Raw genomic sequence first — 19,244 nt, 5'->3', positions numbered from 1 at the left:
CCGGATGACCGCACGGCCTGCTGGTGCGGACGGGTGCGGCGCTACTGCGACCGCTTCACCCTACTGCGCCCGACGATCACGGTGCGCCCGCACCGCCCCCGACCGTGGCGTCGTCGGCCGGGGGTTCCTCGCGCGGCGCCAGTGACGCGAAATCGCCGGTGTCACCGAGCCGTACGAGAAACGGCCTCAGACGTGTGTAACGGATCGCGGTGATGGAACACGGTTCAACGGAAATCCTCTGGAACAGGTCGAGATGAAGTCCGAGTGCCTCCGCGACGAGCGACTTGATGATGTCGCCGTGCGAACACATCAGGTAGACGGCGTCGGCGCCGTGGTCGCGCTCCACGCGCGCGTTCCATTCTCGTACGGCTTCGGCGGCGCGGGTCTGCATCGCGCGCATCGATTCGCCGCCGGGGAAGGCGGCGGCCGACGGGTGCGCCTGCACGACCTCCATCAGCGGCTCGTCCTTGAGTTCGGCGAGCTTGCGGCCGGACCAGTCGCCGTAGTGGGCCTCCCCGATCCGTTCGTCGGTGTGCGCGGTCAGCTCGGGGCGGGCGTCGAGGAGCGGCCGGACCGTCTCCTGGCAGCGCTGCAGCGGGCTGGTGACGACCTCGGAGATCGGCAGCCCGACGAGCCTGCCGGGCAGGGCGGCGGCCTGCGCGGCGCCGCGCTCGTCGAGGGCGACACCGGGCGTCCAGCCGGCGAGCACCCCCTCGGTGTTGGCGGTGGAACGTCCGTGCCGGACCAGGATCAGCGTGGGCATGCGGCCAAGAGTAGGCATACGCCGGGGTGCATCGGCGGGCCCGGGGCGGGAGAATACGCTCCGTGATCGTCGACTGCGCCATCTACCGGGACGGGCGCCGGACGGAGGGGCCCGCGGACTTCTCGCACGCCCTGGCGCAGTGCCGTCGCGGGCGCGACGCCTTCGTCTGGATCGGCCTGTACGAGCCGACGGAGAACGAGTTCGACCGGGTCTCGCAGGAGTTCGGGCTGCATCCGCTGGCCGTCGAGGACGCCCTGAACGCGCATCAGCGGCCCAAGCTGGAGGTGTACGACGACTCGCTGTTCATGGTCCTCAAGCCGGTCGGGTACGAGGCGAAGAGCGACATCGTCACCTCCGGGGAGGTCATGGTCTTCATCGGCGACTCGTTCGTGGTGACGGTGCGGCACGGCGAGGAGGCGCCGCTCGCGGCGGTGCGGCACCGGCTGGAGGAGGAGCCCGAGATGCTCCGGCACGGCCCCACCGCGGTGCTGTACTCCATCGCGGACGCCGTGGTCGACCACTACGTGGAGGTGGCCGGCGAGCTGGGCACCGACCTGGAGGAGCTGGAGACGGAGGTGTTCTCGCCGAGCAGCGGGGGCTCACGGCACACGGCGTCCCGCATCTACGCCTTCAAGCGGCAGATCCTGGAGTTCCGCAGGGCCACGGGCCCGCTGGCGCAGCCGCTGGCCCGGCTGGCGGGCGGGGGCGTCTTCAGCACCCGGGTGCCCTTCGTGCACGAGAAGGCGCAGCCCTTCTTCCGGGACGTGAGCGATCACCTGACGCGCGTGAACGAGTCGGTGGAGGGCCTGGACCGGCTGGTCTCGGACGTGCTGTCGGCGCATCTCGCGCAGATGAGCGTGCGGCAGAACGACGACATGCGGAAGATCTCCGCGTGGGCGGCCATGGCCGCGATCCCCACGATGATCGCCGGAATCTACGGCATGAACTTCGACCACATGCCGGAGCTGCACTGGAGTCTGTCGTATCCGGCGGTGATCCTGGTGATGGCCGGCCTGGAGGTGCTGCTGTACCGCCTCTTCAAGCACCGGGGCTGGCTGTAGTTCAGGCGAACTCGGGTGCCGTCGTGGCGGGTCCGCCCAGTGCGTCGCGCCGCTCGGGCATCCGCAGGCTCACCATGCGCCGCCAGCCGGCCAACCGCTCGTAGGCGTAGCCGGCGTGGATGCCGGCGGCGAGCAGCGCCGACTTGGCCCGCGGCCAGCCGAGGATGCGCCCCATGTGGTCCATGACGGCGAGGCTGACGTCCCGGTAGATGCGGATCTCGGCGAGCGCGCACTCCCGCAGCGTGCGCTGGATGGCGCGGCCGTGTCCGGCGTATGCGAAGCGCAGCAACTCCTCGTGGCAGTACGCCAGGTGGTTGTCCTCGTCGTCGGAGATCATCCGCACCGCGCGTCCGATGTCGGGGTGGTCGGCGAAGTGCCGGCGCAGCAGTCGCATCTGCTCGGAGGCGCGCTGCTCGGTGACCCGGCTGTGGGAGAGGTAGGTGACGAGGTCCTGCACGGTGAGCGGTTCGTCGTTCCTGAGCTTGTCGTGGGGCAGGCCGATGCCGTTCTTCTCCAGGAGCATCGTGTAGTCGGTCTCGGGCGGTACGGGGACGGGTTCGAGACCGCGCTTCGTCATCAGGGCGTTGAAGATCCGGCCGTGCTTGTCCTCGTCGGCGCCGTGCCGGCTGATCTTGGGGGCGAGGGCGCGCTGGCTGTCGGGGACCAGCGCGGCGATCCGGCCGTTCTCCCAGCCGCCCTGGGACTCCCCGCCGGCCGCGATGGAGCAGAACAGGGCGAACGACTCGTCGTCGTCGAGGATCTCCTGGAAAAGACTCCTGGCCGAAAGCATCGTGGGCACCTCTCTGCCGGTCTCTGTTCTGCCGGCCCCCGCCGGATCCCGGAGGGCCCCGCGAAGAACGAGTCAAATGCGGCGCTGGAGGTGCTGCAACAGCTGTGTCGGACAACTCGGCCAAAAGGAGGACCCAAGGGGTCACATCGGAGGCGTAACCGCGCGCGGCCGGGCGCGTTGTTCCCCGTGACGGCCGTGGCGGGGAAGACCCCCGAGCCCCCACCACGGCCGCAGAAACCTCTCACCGGCCGCCCCGGAGCGCGCGTTACGCCAGTCCGGCCCGCTCCAGGGCCTCGGTACCGGCGCGGAGCGAGGCGACCCGCTCCTGAAGCGTGAAGCCGGCCGGGTTGAGGCTCAGGGTGGTGACTCCGGCCGCCGCGTACTCCTTCATCCGGTCCGCGATGCGGTCCACGGAACCGAGCAGTGCCGTCTTGTCGATCAGGTCGTGCGGGATCGCGGCAGCGGCGCCCTGCTTGTCGCCGGACAGGTACTTCGCCTGGACCTCGGCGGCGGCCGCCTCGAACCCCATGCGCTGGGCGAGCTGGTTGTAGAAGTTCTGCTTGGCGCTGCCCATGCCGCCGACATACAGGGCGGTGTAGGGCCGGAACGCGTCCGCGAGGGTGGCCACGTCCTTGTCCTCGCCCACGGAGAGCGGGAGCGTCGGACAGACGTCGAAGCCGTCGAGGGTCTTGCCGGCCTTCTCCCGCCCGGCGCGCAGGTGCTTGATCGTGGTCTCCTCGAGGTGCTCGGCCGAGGGGAAGATCAGCAGGGCGCCGTCGGCGATCTCACCGGTCTGCTCGAGGTTCTTCGGGCCGATCGCGGCGATGTACAGCGGGATGTGCTCGCGCTCGGGGTGCACGGTCAGCTTGAGCGGCTTGCCCGGGCCGCCGGGCAGCGGCAGCGTCCAGTGCTCGCCCTCGAACGACAGCCGCTCGCGCGTCATCGCCTTGCGCACGATCTCGACGTACTCACGCGTGCGTGCCAGCGGCTTGTCGAACTTGACGCCGTACCAGCCCTCGGAGACCTGCGGTCCTGAGACGCCGAGGCCGAGGCGGAAGCGGCCGCCGGAGAGCGAGTCGAGGGTGGCGGCGGTCATCGCGGTCATGGCGGGCTGGCGGGCCGGGATCTGGAAGATGGCCGACCCGACATCGATGCGCTCGGTCTGGGCGGCGACCCAGCTGAGCACGGTGGCCGCGTCCGACCCGTAGGCCTCGGCGGCCCAGCACACGGCGTACCCGAGCCGGTCGGCCTCCTTGGCGACCTCCAGGTTGTCCGCGTCCATTCCGGCACCCCAGTAGCCGAGGTTGATCCCGAGCTGCATGCGCCTGCCCCTTACCCATCAGTAACGTCCCTGTTCGGCAGACCCTAGCGCGTGGAAACTGGTTGTCCACAGGCCCCCACGCCGAAGGGTCGGGCCAGTAATCTCGGCGTTCATGGAGCAGAGGTATCTCGGCCGTACCGGCCTTCGCGTGTCCCGCATCGGACTCGGCACGCTCACCTGGGGCAGGGACACCGACGAGCACGACGCCGCGGACCTCTTGAAGACGTTCTGGGAGGCCGGCGGGAGCCTTGTCGACACGGCGGACGTGTACGGCGACGGGGAGGCCGAGTACCTGCTCGGACGGCTCATAGAAGGCCTGGTTCCGCGCCGGGACCTGGTGATCTCGACCAAGGCGGGCAGCGTGCCGGACCCGGAGCGCCGGGTCGACGGCTCGCGCGGGCACCTGCTCTCCGCGCTGGACGCCTCGCTGGCCCGGCTCGGCACGGACTACGTGGACGTCTGGCACATCCACGCCTTCGACCCGCACACCCCGCTGGAGGAGACCCTGCAGGCCCTCGACCTGGCGGTCAGCAGCGGCCGGGCGCGGTACGCCGGCGTCTCCAACTTCTGCGGCTGGCAGCTCGCCAAGGCGGCGACGTGGCAGCTGGCGGCCCCAGGGCTGCGGACCCGGCTGGCGGGCACGCAGATGGAGTATTCGCTGCTGCAGCGGGGTGTGGAGCGCGAGGTGCTGCCGGCCGCGCTGGACCTGGGCATCGGCCTGCTGCCGTCCTCGCCGCTGGGCCGCGGGGTCCTGACGGGCAAGTACCGGGGCGAGGCCGTGCCGTCCGACTCGCGCGGCGCCTCCGAGCACCTGGCGCCGTTCGTCGCGCCGTACCTCGACGACACCGCGAGCCGCATCGTGGACGCTGTGCAGACCGCGGCGGACGGGCTCGCGGTGACACCCCTCCAGGTCGCCCTCGCGTGGATCCGCGACCGGCCCGGGGTGGCCGCGCCCATCGTCGGTGCGCGCAACTCCCAGCAGCTCACGGCGGCATTGTCAGTGGAGGCCCTTAGTCTTCCTGACGAGATCTGCCGGGCGCTCGACGACGTGTCGGCGCCCGTGCACCGCTATCCCGATCACGACTGGAGCACGCTGTGAGCACGGAGCCCGAGCCCACCGAGGACGCAGAGAACGCCGAGCCGGGGACGCCGGGCGCCGCGGGGCCGGGCGGCGAGGGCGTGACCGCGGCGGGCGGTGACGGCGAGTTGGCCGCCCAACTGTCCGAAGCCGAGGCCGAGCTGGCGGCTCAGCGGCTGGAGCGGGAGCGCATCGAGCGGCGCAAGGCCGAGAAGGCGGGGCCGGTCGCGAGCGGCGCGAAGCTCAGCGGGAAGGCCGCCGATCTGCTGGCCGCCGTCCGTGCCGTGGAGAGCGGCGCGAAGCCCGTGGCCACCGTGTTCAGCGAGTCCGCTCCGCGCCGCCCCGCCCCCGAGCCGGTACGGCGTCCGCAGCCGGCGTCCGCGGCCGCGCCCGCTGCTCCGGCGCCGGAGACCCTCGACGCGGTACGGCGCGCGCTGAGCGACGGCGGCGCACCGGACGCTCTGGCGCCGCAGGTCGCCGCCGCTCTCGGCGAGGGCGCCGAGGACGTTCTGCGGGAGGACCCCTGGCTGCTGTTGCGTGTCGGCGGTGTGCGGCCCGAGCAGGCCGACGGCTTCGCGCGGGCGCTGCTCGGCGCGGAGTGCGGTCCGGACGACGAACGGCGGGGCCGGGCGCTGACGGGCTGGCTGCTGGAGCAGGCGGCCCTCGCCGGGCACACGGCGCTGGAGATGCCCGCGCTCACCGCGGCGCTGACCCAGCGGGGCGTGCCCGACGCCGACGCGGCCGTGCAGAGCGCTGTCGCGGAGGGTGAGGCACTGGTCTTCCAGGACGCCCTCGACCCGACCGCTCCGGCACCGGAGACGGCCGAGGAGTCCGAAGAGCGTCCGGTACGGATCCTGGTCGGCCTGGAGCGGTACGCGCTCGCGGAGGAGAGCCTCGCCGACGGACTGGCCCGCCTGATCAACTCGGTGCCGAAGGAGGACGGTTCGGCCGAGGCCTGGGAGGAGGCCGCCGCCTCCGCACCGGACTCCACCGCCGAACTGGTCCGCGCGGTCGCGGGCCACGGCCTGGTCCTGCACACCGGCGGCGAGGCCTCCCTGGCCGAACCGGCAGCACTGCTGCAGGCAGCCACCGCCCTCGGCCTGCGCGCCTGGGCGGCCACCCACAGCCCGCTGGGCCGCGACCGCTTCGCAGCGCTGTGCGCGGGCCGCCCCGCCGGGGCCGTGCAGGGACACGACGGAGGGAGCGCCTCCGTGCCGGGCGGCAACGCGGCGAGCGGCGCCGCTGCGGAGCCCAGCGTGACGAACAGCGGCACACCGGGAGGCTCCACGGGGAACGAGCCTGCGCCGGGCGGCGGCACCGCGGGCGGGGCTGCGCCTGAGCACGTCACGTCGAGGGTCCGGCCCGACAGTCATGCGCCGGCGGGCCCCGGGGGCGCCTCCTGCGTCGCCACCGTCGCCGGGCTGCTCTCCGGTGACGAGGGGCCCGGGCGGGATGCGGACGGGGCGTTGGATCTGGATCTTCTTGTTGTGCTCGACGCGCCTCAGCTGGACGTCGAGACGGGGGCCCTGCTCGTCGAGTCGTTGCCCGACGGTGCCCGGCTGGTGCTGGCCGGGGATCCGGGGGTCCTGTGGTCGGCCGGGCCCGGGCGGGTGTTCGCCGATCTGCTGGCGGCGCGGGTCTGCCCCCGGATCGCCTCGCGGCGGCCGGACCTCGGCCCGCTGGGCGAACTGGTCTCCGGTGTCGGCATCGGTGAGCTGGGCCAGGTCGAGGCCCCCGGCAAGGAGGTCGTGATCGTCCCGGTGCGGGACGCGGGCGAGGCGGTGCACCGGACCGTGCAGCTCGTCGCCGACTCGGTGCCCCGGGCGATCGGCGTGCCCCCCGAGCAGACCGTGGTGATCACTCCGGGCCACGGCGGCGCGGCCGGCACCCGCGCGCTCAACGCGGCGCTGAAGGAGCGCCTCAACCCCGGCCCCGGCCGCTTCGGCGGCTTCGACCCCGGCGACCGGATCGCCTACTCCCCCGCACCGGGCCGTACGACAGCGGGCAAGGTCGTGTCGGCCGACGCCGCCGGGCTGCATCTGTCCTGTGCGGGCACCCCCGTCGTCGTACCGAAGGAGCGGGTGGAGCAGTCCGTGCGGCACGGGTGGGCGCTGACCGCGCACCAGGCGGTGGGCAACCGGTGGCCCGCGGTGGTCGTGGTGCTGCCCGGGGACGCGGCGCAGTCCCTCAGCCGGCCCTGGGTCTACACGGCGTTCGGCAGGGCGGACCGCCACCTCTCGGTGGTCCACGGCGTGGACCAGGCGCTCCCCCGTGCCGTGGCCGAGGTCCCCGCCAAGCCCCGCACGACCCGTCTGCCGCTGTTGCTCAGCGCACAGGTACCGGCCACCGCCTGACCCAGGCTCCCGGCAGCCGGACACCGACCGCACCCACCACGCACCCGAACGGCGGCGGCGTCCACGGATGATCTCCGTGGACGCCGCCGCCGTAATGGCCCGGTCGAGCCCTGCGCTCAGCGATCCGCGTCCAGTGGCTCCAGGTCCTCGTCGCCGTCCAGGTCGGTGTCGAGTTCGTCCTCGAGGTCGTCGTCGTGCACGCCGGCGAGGCGGCCGTCGTCGATCTCGTCGTCGAAGACCGCGCTGACGTCGAAGCGGCAGACCACCCGCTGCGGATCGATCTGCTCGAACGGCGCCTCCAGCCAGTCGCCCGGCTCGGCCGGTTCGTCCGTGGCCGTCACCCAGAGCGTGGAGTCGCCCTCCTCGAGGCCGAACTCCTTGTGCCGCGAGGCGATCTCGTCCGGTTCGAACTCGCCGAACAGCACGCCCAGCGCCCCGTGCACGGTCGCGGAGGCCGCCGCCCCCCGCCCGTCGTCGTCCGCCGCCTCCACCCGCTCCGCCTGCGCCAGCAGCCGATGCTGATCCGCCACGGCGTAGTCGCGGCGGATCAGCACACTCAGCGCGTTCGGCTCCTCGGGGCCCGCGTACGGCGGCAGCGTGTCCTCCGCACCGGGGATCTCGAAGGGCGTGACCTCGTCGTAGCGGTCGTAGAGCAGCTCGTCGTACGTCTCGGCGGCCGCGGCGAGCTCGTTGAACGCCTCGTAGACGGCCTGGTCGTCCTCCCCGGACCTGCGTTCGACCGCGGCCAGGTGACGGTCGAGCGCGGTCTTGACCGCCTCGGCGGCGGCTCGTACCTCGGCAGCGGTGGGCTGCGCAGCATCAGACATAGTGCAGACGCTATCCGTACCGGGCCCCAGCCCGCACAATAGATGCGATGCCGGAATACGAATTTGTCGACGTGTACGTACCGCGCGGGGTGTCCCGCAAGGACGCGACACGCCTGCTGACGGACCATGCCGAGTACGGACACTGGGAGTTGGACCGTCTGAGCCTGCTGCGCGACGGCAGCCGCAGGGTGCGGTTGCGCCGGCGGATCATCCGCCAGGTGCGGGCCACGTGGTGAGCTGAGGCGAGGACGGAGACGACGGAAACGGAGCGGGCCCCGCCAGCACGGGGCCCGCTCCGTTCTGCGCACCGTAGGGGAAGTTTGCGGTGCTTGGCGTGATATGCGCCGGTTCAGACCGAGGCGCGCGCCTTGCGGTACATGACCGCGCCCGCCAGCAGCGCCCCGGCGCCCACCGGGAGCACGACGCCGATCGGCAGGTCACTGCCGGTGTGCGCGAGCTGTGCGCCGCCCTGCGGCTGGGTCACCGTCTGGGTGCCCGGGTGGTTGGTGTGCGAGGAGCCGCCCGGCGTGCTCGGGTTGCCGGGGTGACCGGGGTGGTTCGGGTTGCCCGGGTGGCCAGGGGTGCCGGGGTGGCCAGGGGTGCCGGGGTGACCGGGTGTGCCGGGATTCCCCGGATGTCCCGGATTACCGGGGTGTCCGGGGTTGCCGGGGTGTCCCGGGTTCCCGGGCGGCGGTGTCTGGTGGCCGCCGCCGGGAGGCGTCGTGTGCCCACCGCCGGAACCGCCGTTGGTGCACTCGTTCTCCTCGGCGGAGTTGCCGATGCCGACGAGGTCGACGGTGTTGCCGCAGACGTTCACCGGTACATCGACCGGCACCTGGACGGTGTTGCCCGAGCCGATACCGGGCGAGTCACTGGAATGTCCGCCGGCGTGGGCTCCGCCGCCGGAACCGCCGTGCCCGCCGCCCTCGTTGCTGCACTCGTTGCCGTGCGCCGGGTTGAGCAGTCCGACGATGTCGACAGTGTTGCCGCAGACGTTCACCGGCGCGTCGACGGGTGCCTGAACGGTGTTGCCCGAGCCGATGCCGGGCGAGTGACTGGCGTGACCGCCGGCGTGGGCTCCGCCGCCGGAGCCGCCGTGCCCGCCGGACGAGCTGCCGCCGCCCTCGTTGCTGCACTCGTTGCCGTGCGCCGGGTTGAGGAGTCCGACGACGTTGACCGTGTTGCCGCAGACGTTCACCGGTACATGCACCGGCGCCTGCACCGTGTTGCCGGACAGCACGCCGGGCGAGTCCGAAGCGGAGCCGTTCGCGCCCGAGTCGGCGTGGGCGTAACCGCCCGCCGCGGCGAGCACGCCGGTCGCCGCCATCACGGTCATCAGGCCCTTGCGGGTGACCTGTCGCATTGCTGAATTCTCCCTGCCTTCATTCCTGACCTGGAATCCCGCGAAATCCCATGTGGAAATTCGCGAAACGGCCCGTCGGCTCCGGAGCGCAGGGCCGCGCTCCGGAGCCGACGGGCGTGAACGACCCTCAGCGGGTCGACCTCACTTGTTGATGCAGGTGTTGCCGAAGGCGGGGTTCAGCAGCCCGATCACGGAGATCGTGTTGCCGCAGACGTTCACGGGGACGTGCACGGGCACCTGAACGACGTTGCCGGAAGCGATACCCGGGGAGTGCACCGCGGCACCCTGAGCACCGGCGTCGGCGACGGCCAGGCCCGCACCCGCGAGAACCAGACCACCAGTGGCAGCCGCAGCAGCGACGACCTTCTTGAGCATTATTCCTCCTTGTTGGCAAAAGCGATCTCGTGTTGCTGATCGCATTACCTGTAACGAGGAGGAAGTAATGGAGCTACGAGCTGATGGTCGCATTCACCCTTCTCGGGCCCGCTCCGTACGCGCGGCCGATTACGAAGGTCACGAGGCGTCGATGAAGCGGTCCAGCACCCGCACACCGAACTTCAGGCCGTCGACCGGCACCCGCTCGTCGACACCGTGGAACATGCCGGCGAAGTCCAGCTCCGGGGGCAGCTTGAGCGGCGCGAAGCCGAAGCCGCGGATGCCCAGCTCGTCGAAGGACTTGGCGTCCGTGCCGCCGGAGAGCATGTACGGGATCGCCTTGGCGGCCGGGTCCTCGGCCACCAGCGCGGACTGCATGGCGTCCACCAGCGCCCCGTCGAAGGTGGTCTCGACGGCCTTGTCGGCGTGCACGTCCTCGCGCCTCACCTTCGGCCCGAGGATCTTGTCCAGGTCGGCGAGGAACTCCTCCTCGAACCCGGGCAGGAAGCGCCCGTCGACGTGCGCCGTGGCCTCGCCCGGGATGACGTTGACCTTGTAACCGGCGCCGAGCTGGGTGGGGTTGGCGGTGTTGCTCAGGGTCGCGCCGATGAGCTTGGCGATGCCGCCGAGCCTGGCCAGGGTCCCCTCCATGTCCTCCGGATCCAGCTCGGTGCCGAGCGCGTCGCCGAGTTCGTCGAGGAAGGCCCGGGTGGTCTTCGTCACCCGTACCGGGAACTTGTGCCGTCCGAGCCGCGCGACGGCCTCCGACAGTTCGGTGATGGCGTTGTCCCGGTGGATCATCGACCCGTGCCCGGCGGTGCCGGCCACGGTCAGCTTCATCCAGTGCATGCCCTTCTCGGCCGTCTGGATCAGATAGAGCCGCCGCTGCTCGTTGACCGTGAAGGAGAAGCCGCCGACCTCGCTGATCGCCTCGGTGACGCCCTCGAAGAGGTCGGGGTGCTTGTCGACCAGATGCCGGGCGCCGAACGTGCCGCCCGCCTCCTCGTCGGCGAGGAAGGCGAGGACGATGTCGCGCGGGGGCCGGCGCCCGCTGCGCAGCCGGTCGCGCACGACCGCCAGGGTCATGGCGTCCATGTCCTTCATGTCGACGGCCCCGCGGCCCCACACACAGCCGTCGGTGACCTCGCCGGAGAAGGGGTGGTGGGTCCAGTCGTCGGCGTTGGCCGGTACGACGTCGAGGTGGCCGTGGATGAGGAGCGCGGGCCGTGACGGGTCCTCGCCCTCGATCCGGGCGACCGTGGAGGCCCGGCCCGGGTGCGACTCGAAGATCTTCGAGTCGAGGCCCACCTCGGCGAGCTTCTCCGCGACGTACTCGGCCGCCTCCCGCTCACCCGGCCCGGAGTGGTCGCCGTAGTTGCTGGTGTCGATCTGGATCAGCTCGCGGCAGAGGTCCACGACCTCGTCCTCGCCGGTGACGCCCCTGGCCGTGTCCGTCTCGCTCACGCTGCTTCCTCCCGCTGTCACTGCTGGTGGTTCCCCTCATCCTCCCTCCCCGCCCGGCCGCTCCCCAAGACCGGACCCCGCCCGTCACACGCCGTTCACGCCGGACGGGGGGTGACCGGGGACCTCTCGAAAGCCTGGTAATGTTTCCTTCGTCGCCGCGGGGGAAACCCCGCACGACAGACACCTTGTCCGGGTGGCGGAATGGCAGACGCGCTAGCTTGAGGTGCTAGTGCCCTTTATCGGGCGTGGGGGTTCAAGTCCCCCCTCGGACACCAGCCGGAGCCCCCGGCCGCTCAGCGGCCGGGGGCTCCGTCGTATGTTCGCGGCCGATCTGGCCGCAACCCCTCGTCCGGCGCCGTTCCCGCGCGGATTCCGCAAGATTCCCCGTGGGCCGGCGAAGTCCCAGCTCCCCCCGTGCGCTCCGGCGCGCGCCGGGCTCCGTGGCGCCCTCCGGATTTACAATTTACTTGACTCGACCTTACAGGGCTTGTTGACTGGTTCGGAGCCAGTGACTCCCAGGTGACAAGAGGTGAAGCTCTGTGAGGACCCAGGGAAGCCTGACGATCGAGCGTCTGCCGGAGGCCGTCCCGAGAGTCACACCGGGGCGCCCACAGCCCCTGGGCGCCACCGTCGACGCCGACGGCGTGAACTTCTCGCTCTTCTCCGAGCACGCGACACGCGTCGACCTGCTGCTGTTCGACCGCTGTGACGCGCCCCTGCCGTCCCGCGTCGTGCGCCTGCACCCCGAGCGGCACCGCAGCTTCCACTTCTGGCACTGCCATGTGGCCGGGATCGGTCCGGGGCAGGTGTACGCGTACCGGATCGACGGCCCCCGCAACACCCACCACTCGGGGGCCCGCTTCAACCACCGCAAGGTGCTCCTCGATCCATACGCACGGGCCAACATCAACAGCTGCTGGGACCGCACCCACGCCATCGGCGGCGGGGACAACGTGGAGCACTGCATGCGCAGCCTGGTCGTCGACCTCGACGACTACGACTGGGAGGGCGACCGTCCGTTACGGACGCCGATGGCGGACACGGTCATCTACGAGATGCACGTCCGCGGACTGACCGCCTCGCCCACCTCGCGCGCCGCCCACCCCGGCACCTTCTCCGCGGTCGTGGAGAAGATCCCGGAGCTGAAGCGGCTCGGCATCACCGCCGTGGAGCTGCTGCCCGTCTTCGACTTCGACGAGACGCAGATCCTGCGCACCAGCCCGGACGGCACACTGCTGCACAACTACTGGGGCTACGACCCGTACGGCTTCTTCGCCCCGCACACCGGCTACTGCGCCGAGCCCCATCTCGCCGGGCACATCACCGAGTTCCGGGACATGGTCAAGGCACTGCACCGGGCGGGCATCGAGGTCATTCTCGACGTGGTCTTCAACCACACCAGCGAGGGCAACGAGTACGGGCCGACGATCAGCTTCCGGGGCCTGGCCAACGAGGCGTACTACCACCTGTGGCCGCAGGACCGCAGCCGCTACATGGACTTCACGGGCTGCGGGAACGCGGTCAACGCCAACCATCCGATGGTCACCAAGTTCATCCTGGAGTGCCTGGAGTACTGGGTGACCGAGCACCATGTCGACGGCTTCCGCTTCGACCTGGCCTCGGAGATGTCCCGCGGGCCCATGGGCTACGAGATGGCCGTACCGCCGGCCCTGTGGGCGATCGAGCTGTCGCAGGTGCTCGCCGAGACGAAGATCATCGCGGAGCCCTGGGACGGCGGCGGGCTGTACCAGGTCGGCCGGTTCCCGGGGAAGCGCTGGGCGCAGTGGAACGGGCCGTTCCGGGACGACGTACGGCGCTTCGTGCGCGGGGACGCCGGCCTGGTCGGGGAGATCGCCTCCCGGCTCGGCGGATCGGCCGACCTGTTCTTCCCGCAGCAGGTGCTGCCCACCAACAGCATCAACTTCGTGACCTGCCACGACGGGTTCACCCTCAACGACCTGGTCTCGTACCAGCACAAGCACAACCACGCCAACGGCGAGTCGAACGCCGACGGTGCGCACGAGAACTTCAGCTGGAACTGCGGGGTGGAGGGCCCGACGGACTCCGAGGAGGTGGAGCGGCTCAGGGTGCGGCAGATCAAGAACTTCCTGTCGATCCTGATGCTCAGCCGGGGCGTGCCGATGCTGCTCGCCGGGGACGAGTTCCGCAACAGCCAGCACGGCAACAACAACGCCTACTGCCAGGACAACGAGACCTCCTGGCTGGACTGGGACCAGGCGGAGAAGGAAACGGAGATACGTTCCTTCACAGAACGGGTCATCGGGCTCCGCAAGCGTTTTGGGACCTTCCGTGAGGCCCGCTTCTTCACCGAGCGCCGCAATGAACGGGGTCAGGCCGACGTCACCTGGCACGGCACCAAGCTGCTGTGCCCCGGCTGGGACCACGCGGACGCCCGGGTGCTGGCGGCCACGCTCGGCGGCTTCGACGGCGACCCCGACCTGCATCTGATCCTGAACATGTACCACCTGGGCCTGGACTTCGAGCTGCCGGCCGTCGAGGGCCACCGCTGGTTCCGGGTCCTGGACACGGCCTGCTCCGGGCCGCACGACCTGCTGCCCGCCGGCGCGGAGGAACCGGTCGACGGGGCCGTCTTCCACGCCCACGGCCGCAGTGTCGTCCTCCTTGTGGCGCTACCCGACGAGAAGGGCACGTGACGAGATGAGTGTCACCACCGACCGCCGTATCTTCTCCGACACCCTCGCGGGATATGTGACGTACCACAGCCCCACCCAGCACCGTTTCGGGCTGCGCACCTCCGACGGCCGCGAGTTCACCGTGCACCTGGCCCGCAACGTCGTCTCCCGCATCGTCCGCAACCTGGGCGACCCCTACCACGACACCACCTCGCGCACCCGGGACATGCTCGGCACCGGGCGCTTCCTGTTCGCGTACGGGATCTTCTACGAGTGGGAGGGCGGCGCGCGCTTCGAGGCGAAGGAGATCACCTTCCCCGAGGAGAGCCGCGGCCACTACGTCTTCGAGCATCCCAACTGGTGGGTGCAGCAGGCCGCGGCGATCGCCGACTTCTATCTGCGCGGCCAGTTCCCCGACGGCAAGTTCGACTGGCGCAACTACCGCACCCACCTCACCCTCGACGGGGCGCACCTGCCCGAGCACGCGGGTGAGAACGTGCGGCAGGAGACCGACACCATCTCCCGGCTGGTCTACGGCCTTTCGACCGCGTATCTGCTGACCGGCGAGGACCGGTTCCTGGACGCGGCCGAGAGCGGGACCGAGTACTTACGGCAGTACATGCGCGTCGACGACAAGCAGGACGGGATCGTCTACTGGTACCACGGCATGGACATCACCCCGACCGGACGGCGCAAGGTGTACGCCTCGGAGTTCGGGGACGACTTCGACGCCATCCCGATGTACGAGCAGATCTATGCGCTGGCCGGGCCGACCCAGACGTACCGGGTGACCGGCGATCCGCGGATCCTCGAGGACATCGACCGGACGGTCGCCCTGTTCCAGCGGTACTTCCGTGATGAGGAGCGCGGGGGCTTCTTCTCGCACATCGACCCGATCAACCTCTCCGCCTGTGACGACGCGCTGGGCCGCAACCGCTCCCGCAAGAACTGGAACTCGGTCGGCGACCACGCCCCCGCGTATCTGATCAACGCCTATCTGGCCACCGGCCGGGAGGACTTCGCCGAGCTCCTGGAGGAGACCGCGGACACCATCGTGGCCCGCTTCCCGGACGAGCCGGACAGCCCGTTCGTGCAGGAGCGCTTCCACGAGGACTGGAGTCCGGACCGCACCTGGGGCTGGCAGCAGGACCGGGCAGTGGTCGGGCACAACCTGAAGATCGCCTGGAACCTGACCCGGATCCGGGCCCTGCACGACAAGCAGGAGTACGCCGAGACCGCCCGGCGGATCGGCGAGATCATGCCGCCGGTCGGCAGCGACCAGCAGCGCGGCGGCTGGTACGACGTGGTGGAGCGGCGGGCGGACCCGGACAGCGGCATCCACCGGATGGTGTGGCACGACCGCAAGGCCTGGTGGCAGCAGGAGCAGGCGATCCTCGCCTATCTGATCCTGGCGGGGACGGCGGACGACCCCGAGTCGCTCAGGCTCGCGCGGGAGGCCGCCTCCTTCTACAACGCCTTCTTCCTGGACCACCAGGACGGCGGGGTCTACTTCAATGTGCTGGCCGACGGGATCCCGTATCTGGTGGGGACCGAGCGGCTCAAGGGCTCGCACGCGATGGCCGGCTACCACTCGTTGGAGCTGTGCTACCTGGCGGCCGCCTACACCGGTCTGCTGATCAGCCACGAGCCGCTCACCCTGTACTTCCGGCCGCGCCCCGACGACCTGCCGGAGCGTGAACTGCGGGTGGCGCCCGACCTGTTGCCGCCCGGCACGGTGGAGCTGACCCGGGTGTGGGTCGACGGGCGCGAGCACCATCACTTCGACGCCAAGCAGCTCACCGTGAAGCTCCCCGAGAGCGACGGGCCGGTGCGGGTGCGGGTGGAGCTGGAGCCCGTGCAGATGCGTCTGAGGATGCGCAGCGAGTTCGACGGCGGCACCGCGCACGTCCGCTGCGGCGGCGCGGTCGACGGCGGCGAGCTGGACAAGTTCCGCCGGGTCCTGGGCGAGGTGATGGCCGCGGGTCCCCGGCGTGTGGAGTTCCATCTGTCCGAGGTCAGCGAGATGTGCCGGCCCGCGGTCAACGAACTGCTCGTGCAGCGCACCAAGGCAGGGCTCGACGTCGACTTCGTCGTCGTCGGCTCCGTCCTGCCCGAGGTCCGCGAAGCCCTGATGGCCACTGACGCCTTCCTGCTAGAGGGCGAGGAGGACTGAACCGTGACCACCACCCTGCCCCCCGGAATCCTTGCCGCGGAGCCGGACTTCGGCCCGCCCTACGAGGTGCCCGTAGAGCCGGTGGACCTCTCGGCCTACTGCCAGGACCTCTTCGGCACCCTGAGCCGCTCCGACCAGCGGCGCTGGGGCGAGGTCTATGTCCGTGGACTGCTCGGCGTGCCCGGCCGCAAGACCCCGGCCCGCATCTCCGAGCAGGTGCTGGGCCGCCGGGCCGTCCAGCAGATCCAGCAGTTCGTCAACCAGAGCCCGTGGCCCTGCGGTCCGGTGCGCCGGCGGCTCGCCGGGCAGCTGAGCCGGGCCTTCCGCTCGGAGGCCTGGTGCGTCGACGAGGTCGTCTTCGCGAAGAACGGCGACCGCTCGGTGGGTGTGGCACGGCAGTACGCGCCCTCGCTGGAGCGCACCGTCAACTGCCAGCTGGCGCTGGCCACTTCGCTGGTGGGCCGGCACGGCGGGGTCCCGGTCAGCTGGCGGCTGATGCTGCCGGCCCGCTGGGACCGCGACGAGCGGCTGCGCACCCAGGCGCATCTGCCGCCTCAGGAGCGCTCACGGCCGCGCTGGCGGTACATCCTGGAGGCCGTCGACGAGATGCTGGAGGAGTGGTATCTGGAACCTTTGCCGGTGCTGGTGGACTGGCGCGGTGAGGCCGATGTGGCACCCCTGCTGCGCGGCCTCGAGGCGCGCGGGCTGGCATATCTGGTCGAGGCCTCGCCCAGCACCGCGGTCACCCTGCCGCGGCCGTGCGCCGGATCGCCGTACGGCAGTGGGACGTTGACGGAGCTCGCCGTGCACGCCGTCCAGCACCGCAAGCGGATGCCGATCGCCTGGCAGGACCGGACGACGGCCCGGATGCGGCAGTCCCAGGTGCTGTCCGCTCCGGCGCTGCTGCTGACCGAGGCGCCCCACGGCGGGGGTGCGGGCGCCCGGTCCGCGGGGGCGCAGCCGCCGCAGCGGCCGAGGCATCTGGTCACCGACTGGCCGTACGGCCGGCCCACCCCGCGTACGTACTGGCTGACCAACCTGCCCGGGCGCAGGCTGTCGGACGTGCTGCCGCTGGCCCAGCTGCGGGCGCTGTCGGGCGAGAGCCTCGGCCGGCTCCAGCAGGACTTCGGGCTCGCCGACTTCGAGGGCCGCTCTTTCCGCGGCTGGCACCATCACGTCACGCTCGCCTCGGTGGCGATGGGCTACGACACGCTGAGCCGGCCCTACCGCTGCCAGCCGACCGCGGTGAAGTCGATGTCGCCGAGGCCGGGCACACCGTAGTTGGCGAGGCCCTTCCTGACCGCGAGCACCTGCGGGCGCTGGTAGAGCAGGACGTCGTGGCCCAGCTGCCAGATCAGGCGGTCGGCCTGGTTGTAGAGCTGGGCGCGGCGTCCCGCGTCCAGGGTGTGCACGGCACGGCTGAGCAGGGCGTCGATCTCGGGGCTGGAGATCCTGCCGTAGTTCTCGTAGAACTGGCCGCCGCTCGGCCGCCGGTAGACCGGGTACAGGGTGCTGGGATAGGTCAGCCCTCTGAAACGGAAGATCGCCAGGTCGAAATTCCCGCGGTTGAGGTACTTCGGCAGGTAGTCGTCGGCCGGGACTTTCTGGATCTCCACCGCAATTCCCGCGCGCTGGAGCATCTGCTGGATCAGCTGGGAAAGGTCGAGACCAAGTCGGTTGGTGGACTGGCTGAGGAGGAAACGCAGACGCAACTCCTGACCGTTCTTGCTGCGGGTCCCGCTTCCGTCGGTGCGGTGCCACCCCCGCTGATCCAGAATTCGCTCGGCGGCCTTCAGGTCGTAGGTGCCGAGGGAAGCGGAATTGTCCGCGTATCCGGGCTGGTTGGTCATGAAGAAGTGGTTGCCGAGCAGGGGTACCCCGACCGGCAGGCCGGTGCCCGCCACCCCGGCGAGAGCACGGCGGTCGATGGCCCGCAGCACGGCCCGCCGCACCTGCACGTCCGCGAGGGGGCCCGCTGCGCCGTTCAGGGCGACCTGGACGTCGTCCCAGGCGGAGCCGGTGCGGATATCGGTGTCGCGGGCGTTCCTGAGCCGGTCGTAGACGTCGGCGGAGGCGGCGTTGACGGCGTCGATCTCGCCGTTGAGGAAGGCCTGGACGGCGGTCGCGGGGTCGAGGGTGCGGAAGACGACCCGGTCGAGGCGGGGGCGGGTTCCCCACCAGGCGGGGTCGGGTACGAGGGTCAGGGTCTGGCCGGTGTCGTCCAGCGAACCGATCCTGAAGGCGCCGGCGGTGATCGGCGCCTTGCCCTGCCAACCGGTGTTGAAGTCCGCCGGGTTGCCGAAGCCCGCGGCCGGGTACAGCGGCGTGAAGAGCCGCTGCCAGTCGGCGAACGGCCGCTTGAAGGTGACCCTCACCTCGTGTGCGTCCGCACCCTGACGTACGGAGGTGATGTCCTCGTAGCCGCTGGGATCGGCGATCCGGTACCGCGCGTCACCTCTGCCCAGCGCACGCCACTGGGCCCCGAAGTCCCGCCAGTCGAGCGGCTTTCCGTCGGACCACCTCGCTCGGGGGTTGAGGCGGTAGGTGACCGTCTGGGGGGTGGTGGAGGTGACGGAGGCGGAGCGCAGGTAGTCGGGCACAGGCCGGGGTGCGCCTTCGGCGTCGCGGGTGAACAGACAAGGTTCCAGCATGCCGGCGACCGTGAAGACGTCGTCCAGGGTGCCGTCCGCCTGGTAGTAGTTGAACTGCGTCAGCCACTGGTAGATCGGCAGTGTCAGGGTGCCGCCCTGCTTGAGTTCGCCGCGCGGGCGGGGGTTGACGTCGGTGCGGCCGTAGGCCGGAACCGCCGCGCTGGAGCTGCTGTTGCCGGGGGCGGCGCTGCCGTGGGCCCCGGTGCAGCCGCCCAGCAGAGCGCAGAGGGCGATCCAGACCAGCGCGGGCCACAACCGTCTGCCGCGTATGAGGAACCCCGTCATTGCGATGCCCTCTCCCCCGTGTGACAGCAACACCTGCCGCTAACGCGGCGGGCCCATCGGCGAGCAGTCTGCCGTAAGAAAGCGC

The 19,244-nt window shown here is 70.9% G+C and carries 15 protein-coding genes and 1 tRNA gene; 8 read left to right on the top strand and 8 right to left on the bottom strand.

Annotated elements, in window-relative coordinates; translation table 11 throughout:
• Positions 1-76: 76 nt before the first annotated feature.
• Positions 77-763 (bottom strand): histidine phosphatase family protein, encoded by a 687-nt coding sequence (locus ACFY1U_RS26345; protein ID WP_390696604.1) that lies wholly within the window; start codon positions 761-763, stop codon positions 77-79.
• A 62-nt stretch (positions 764-825) separates the two neighbouring features.
• Between ACFY1U_RS26345 and corA the strand changes: the two genes are divergently transcribed.
• Positions 826-1,824: a magnesium/cobalt transporter CorA gene (gene corA / locus ACFY1U_RS26340; RefSeq protein WP_390696603.1), complete on the top strand. Its 999-nt coding sequence runs from the start codon at positions 826-828 to the stop codon at positions 1,822-1,824.
• 1 nt (position 1,825) lies between these two features.
• On the opposite strand, the gene ACFY1U_RS26335 is transcribed toward corA, so the two are convergent.
• Positions 1,826-2,614 carry a ferritin-like domain-containing protein gene (locus ACFY1U_RS26335; RefSeq protein WP_390696602.1) on the bottom strand — a complete coding sequence of 263 codons (789 nt, stop codon included), beginning with the start codon at positions 2,612-2,614 and terminating at the stop codon, positions 1,826-1,828.
• Between the two features lie 265 nt (positions 2,615-2,879).
• Positions 2,880-3,935 (bottom strand): LLM class F420-dependent oxidoreductase, encoded by a 1,056-nt coding sequence (locus tag ACFY1U_RS26330; protein ID WP_390696601.1) that lies wholly within the window; start codon positions 3,933-3,935, stop codon positions 2,880-2,882.
• 112 nt (positions 3,936-4,047) lie between these two features.
• Here ACFY1U_RS26330 and ACFY1U_RS26325 point away from each other — a divergent pair, with 112 nt between their 5' ends.
• Both ACFY1U_RS26325 and ACFY1U_RS26320 read left to right on the top strand, forming a co-directional pair.
• Positions 4,048-5,034, top strand: coding sequence for an aldo/keto reductase (locus ACFY1U_RS26325; RefSeq protein WP_390696600.1), 987 nt, complete (start codon positions 4,048-4,050; stop codon positions 5,032-5,034).
• On the top strand, positions 5,031-7,367 hold the full coding sequence (locus ACFY1U_RS26320) for a helix-hairpin-helix domain-containing protein (protein ID WP_390696599.1): 2,337 nt from the start codon (positions 5,031-5,033) through the stop codon (positions 7,365-7,367). The genes ACFY1U_RS26325 and ACFY1U_RS26320 overlap by 4 nt, the downstream gene beginning before the upstream one ends.
• Before the next feature lie 116 nt (positions 7,368-7,483).
• Here ACFY1U_RS26320 and ACFY1U_RS26315 read toward each other — a convergent pair whose 3' ends face one another.
• Positions 7,484-8,194: a hypothetical protein gene (locus ACFY1U_RS26315; protein ID WP_390696598.1), complete on the bottom strand. Its 711-nt coding sequence runs from the start codon at positions 8,192-8,194 to the stop codon at positions 7,484-7,486.
• Between the two features lie 47 nt (positions 8,195-8,241).
• Here ACFY1U_RS26315 and ACFY1U_RS26310 point away from each other — a divergent pair, with 47 nt between their 5' ends.
• The gene (locus tag ACFY1U_RS26310; RefSeq protein WP_005485166.1) at positions 8,242-8,430 is read left to right on the top strand and encodes a DUF5703 family protein; all 189 of its coding nucleotides are present in this window, start codon (positions 8,242-8,244) and stop codon (positions 8,428-8,430) included.
• A gap of 113 nt (positions 8,431-8,543) precedes the next feature.
• Here the strand turns inward: ACFY1U_RS26310 and ACFY1U_RS26305 are convergent, their stop codons facing one another.
• From ACFY1U_RS26305 to ACFY1U_RS26295, 3 genes are all read right to left on the bottom strand, one after another.
• Positions 8,544-9,557, bottom strand: a complete 1,014-nt coding sequence (locus ACFY1U_RS26305) for a chaplin (protein WP_390696597.1) — start codon at positions 9,555-9,557, stop codon at positions 8,544-8,546.
• Positions 9,558-9,698: 141 nt separating this feature from the next.
• Positions 9,699-9,932, bottom strand: coding sequence for a chaplin ChpH (chpH, locus tag ACFY1U_RS26300; RefSeq protein WP_030947654.1), 234 nt, complete (start codon positions 9,930-9,932; stop codon positions 9,699-9,701).
• A gap of 138 nt (positions 9,933-10,070) precedes the next feature.
• On the bottom strand, positions 10,071-11,396 hold the full coding sequence (locus tag ACFY1U_RS26295) for a M20/M25/M40 family metallo-hydrolase (protein ID WP_351466112.1): 1,326 nt from the start codon (positions 11,394-11,396) through the stop codon (positions 10,071-10,073).
• 187 nt (positions 11,397-11,583) lie between these two features.
• On the opposite strand from ACFY1U_RS26295, the gene ACFY1U_RS26290 reads away from it, so the two are divergent.
• The 4 genes from ACFY1U_RS26290 (at position 11,584) to ACFY1U_RS26275 (ending at position 17,504) form a co-directional block, all read left to right on the top strand.
• Positions 11,584-11,671 (top strand) — tRNA-Leu (locus tag ACFY1U_RS26290).
• A gap of 264 nt (positions 11,672-11,935) precedes the next feature.
• On the top strand, positions 11,936-14,071 hold the full coding sequence (glgX, locus tag ACFY1U_RS26285) for a glycogen debranching protein GlgX (protein WP_390696596.1): 2,136 nt from the start codon (positions 11,936-11,938) through the stop codon (positions 14,069-14,071).
• 4 nt (positions 14,072-14,075) lie between these two features.
• Positions 14,076-16,223: an AGE family epimerase/isomerase gene (locus ACFY1U_RS26280; protein ID WP_390696595.1), complete on the top strand. Its 2,148-nt coding sequence runs from the start codon at positions 14,076-14,078 to the stop codon at positions 16,221-16,223.
• 3 nt (positions 16,224-16,226) lie between these two features.
• A complete protein-coding gene (locus ACFY1U_RS26275) occupies positions 16,227-17,504 on the top strand; it encodes an IS701 family transposase (RefSeq protein ID WP_390696594.1) in 1,278 nt (425 codons plus the stop codon).
• Here the strand turns inward: ACFY1U_RS26275 and ACFY1U_RS26270 are convergent.
• Positions 17,447-19,159 (bottom strand): ABC transporter family substrate-binding protein, encoded by a 1,713-nt coding sequence (locus ACFY1U_RS26270; protein WP_390696593.1) that lies wholly within the window; start codon positions 19,157-19,159, stop codon positions 17,447-17,449. The two genes, ACFY1U_RS26275 and ACFY1U_RS26270, sit on opposite strands and share 58 nt — an antisense overlap.
• Positions 19,160-19,244: the final 85 nt, after the last annotated feature.

Source organism: Streptomyces sp. NPDC001351 (assembly GCF_042896045.1).
GTDB lineage: Bacteria > Actinomycetota > Actinomycetes > Streptomycetales > Streptomycetaceae > Streptomyces.
The sequence above is the reverse complement of the archived record's forward strand: the minus strand, read 5'-3'. Positions and strand labels throughout refer to the sequence as shown.

Coding starts and splice junctions, on each gene's coding strand:
- ACFY1U_RS26345 (WP_390696604.1), bottom strand. CDS start 763: ATGCCCACGCTGATCCTGGTCCGGCACGGACGTTCCACCGCCAACACC.
- ACFY1U_RS26335 (WP_390696602.1), bottom strand. CDS start 2,614: ATGCTTTCGGCCAGGAGTCTTTTCCAGGAGATCCTCGACGACGACGAG.
- ACFY1U_RS26330 (WP_390696601.1), bottom strand. CDS start 3,935: ATGCAGCTCGGGATCAACCTCGGCTACTGGGGTGCCGGAATGGACGCG.
- ACFY1U_RS26325 (WP_390696600.1), top strand. CDS start 4,048: ATGGAGCAGAGGTATCTCGGCCGTACCGGCCTTCGCGTGTCCCGCATC.
- ACFY1U_RS26315 (WP_390696598.1), bottom strand. CDS start 8,194: ATGTCTGATGCTGCGCAGCCCACCGCTGCCGAGGTACGAGCCGCCGCC.
- ACFY1U_RS26310 (WP_005485166.1), top strand. CDS start 8,242: ATGCCGGAATACGAATTTGTCGACGTGTACGTACCGCGCGGGGTGTCC.
- ACFY1U_RS26305 (WP_390696597.1), bottom strand. CDS start 9,557: ATGCGACAGGTCACCCGCAAGGGCCTGATGACCGTGATGGCGGCGACC.
- chpH (WP_030947654.1), bottom strand. CDS start 9,932: ATGCTCAAGAAGGTCGTCGCTGCTGCGGCTGCCACTGGTGGTCTGGTT.
- ACFY1U_RS26280 (WP_390696595.1), top strand. CDS start 14,076: ATGAGTGTCACCACCGACCGCCGTATCTTCTCCGACACCCTCGCGGGA.
- ACFY1U_RS26270 (WP_390696593.1), bottom strand. CDS start 19,159: ATGACGGGGTTCCTCATACGCGGCAGACGGTTGTGGCCCGCGCTGGTC.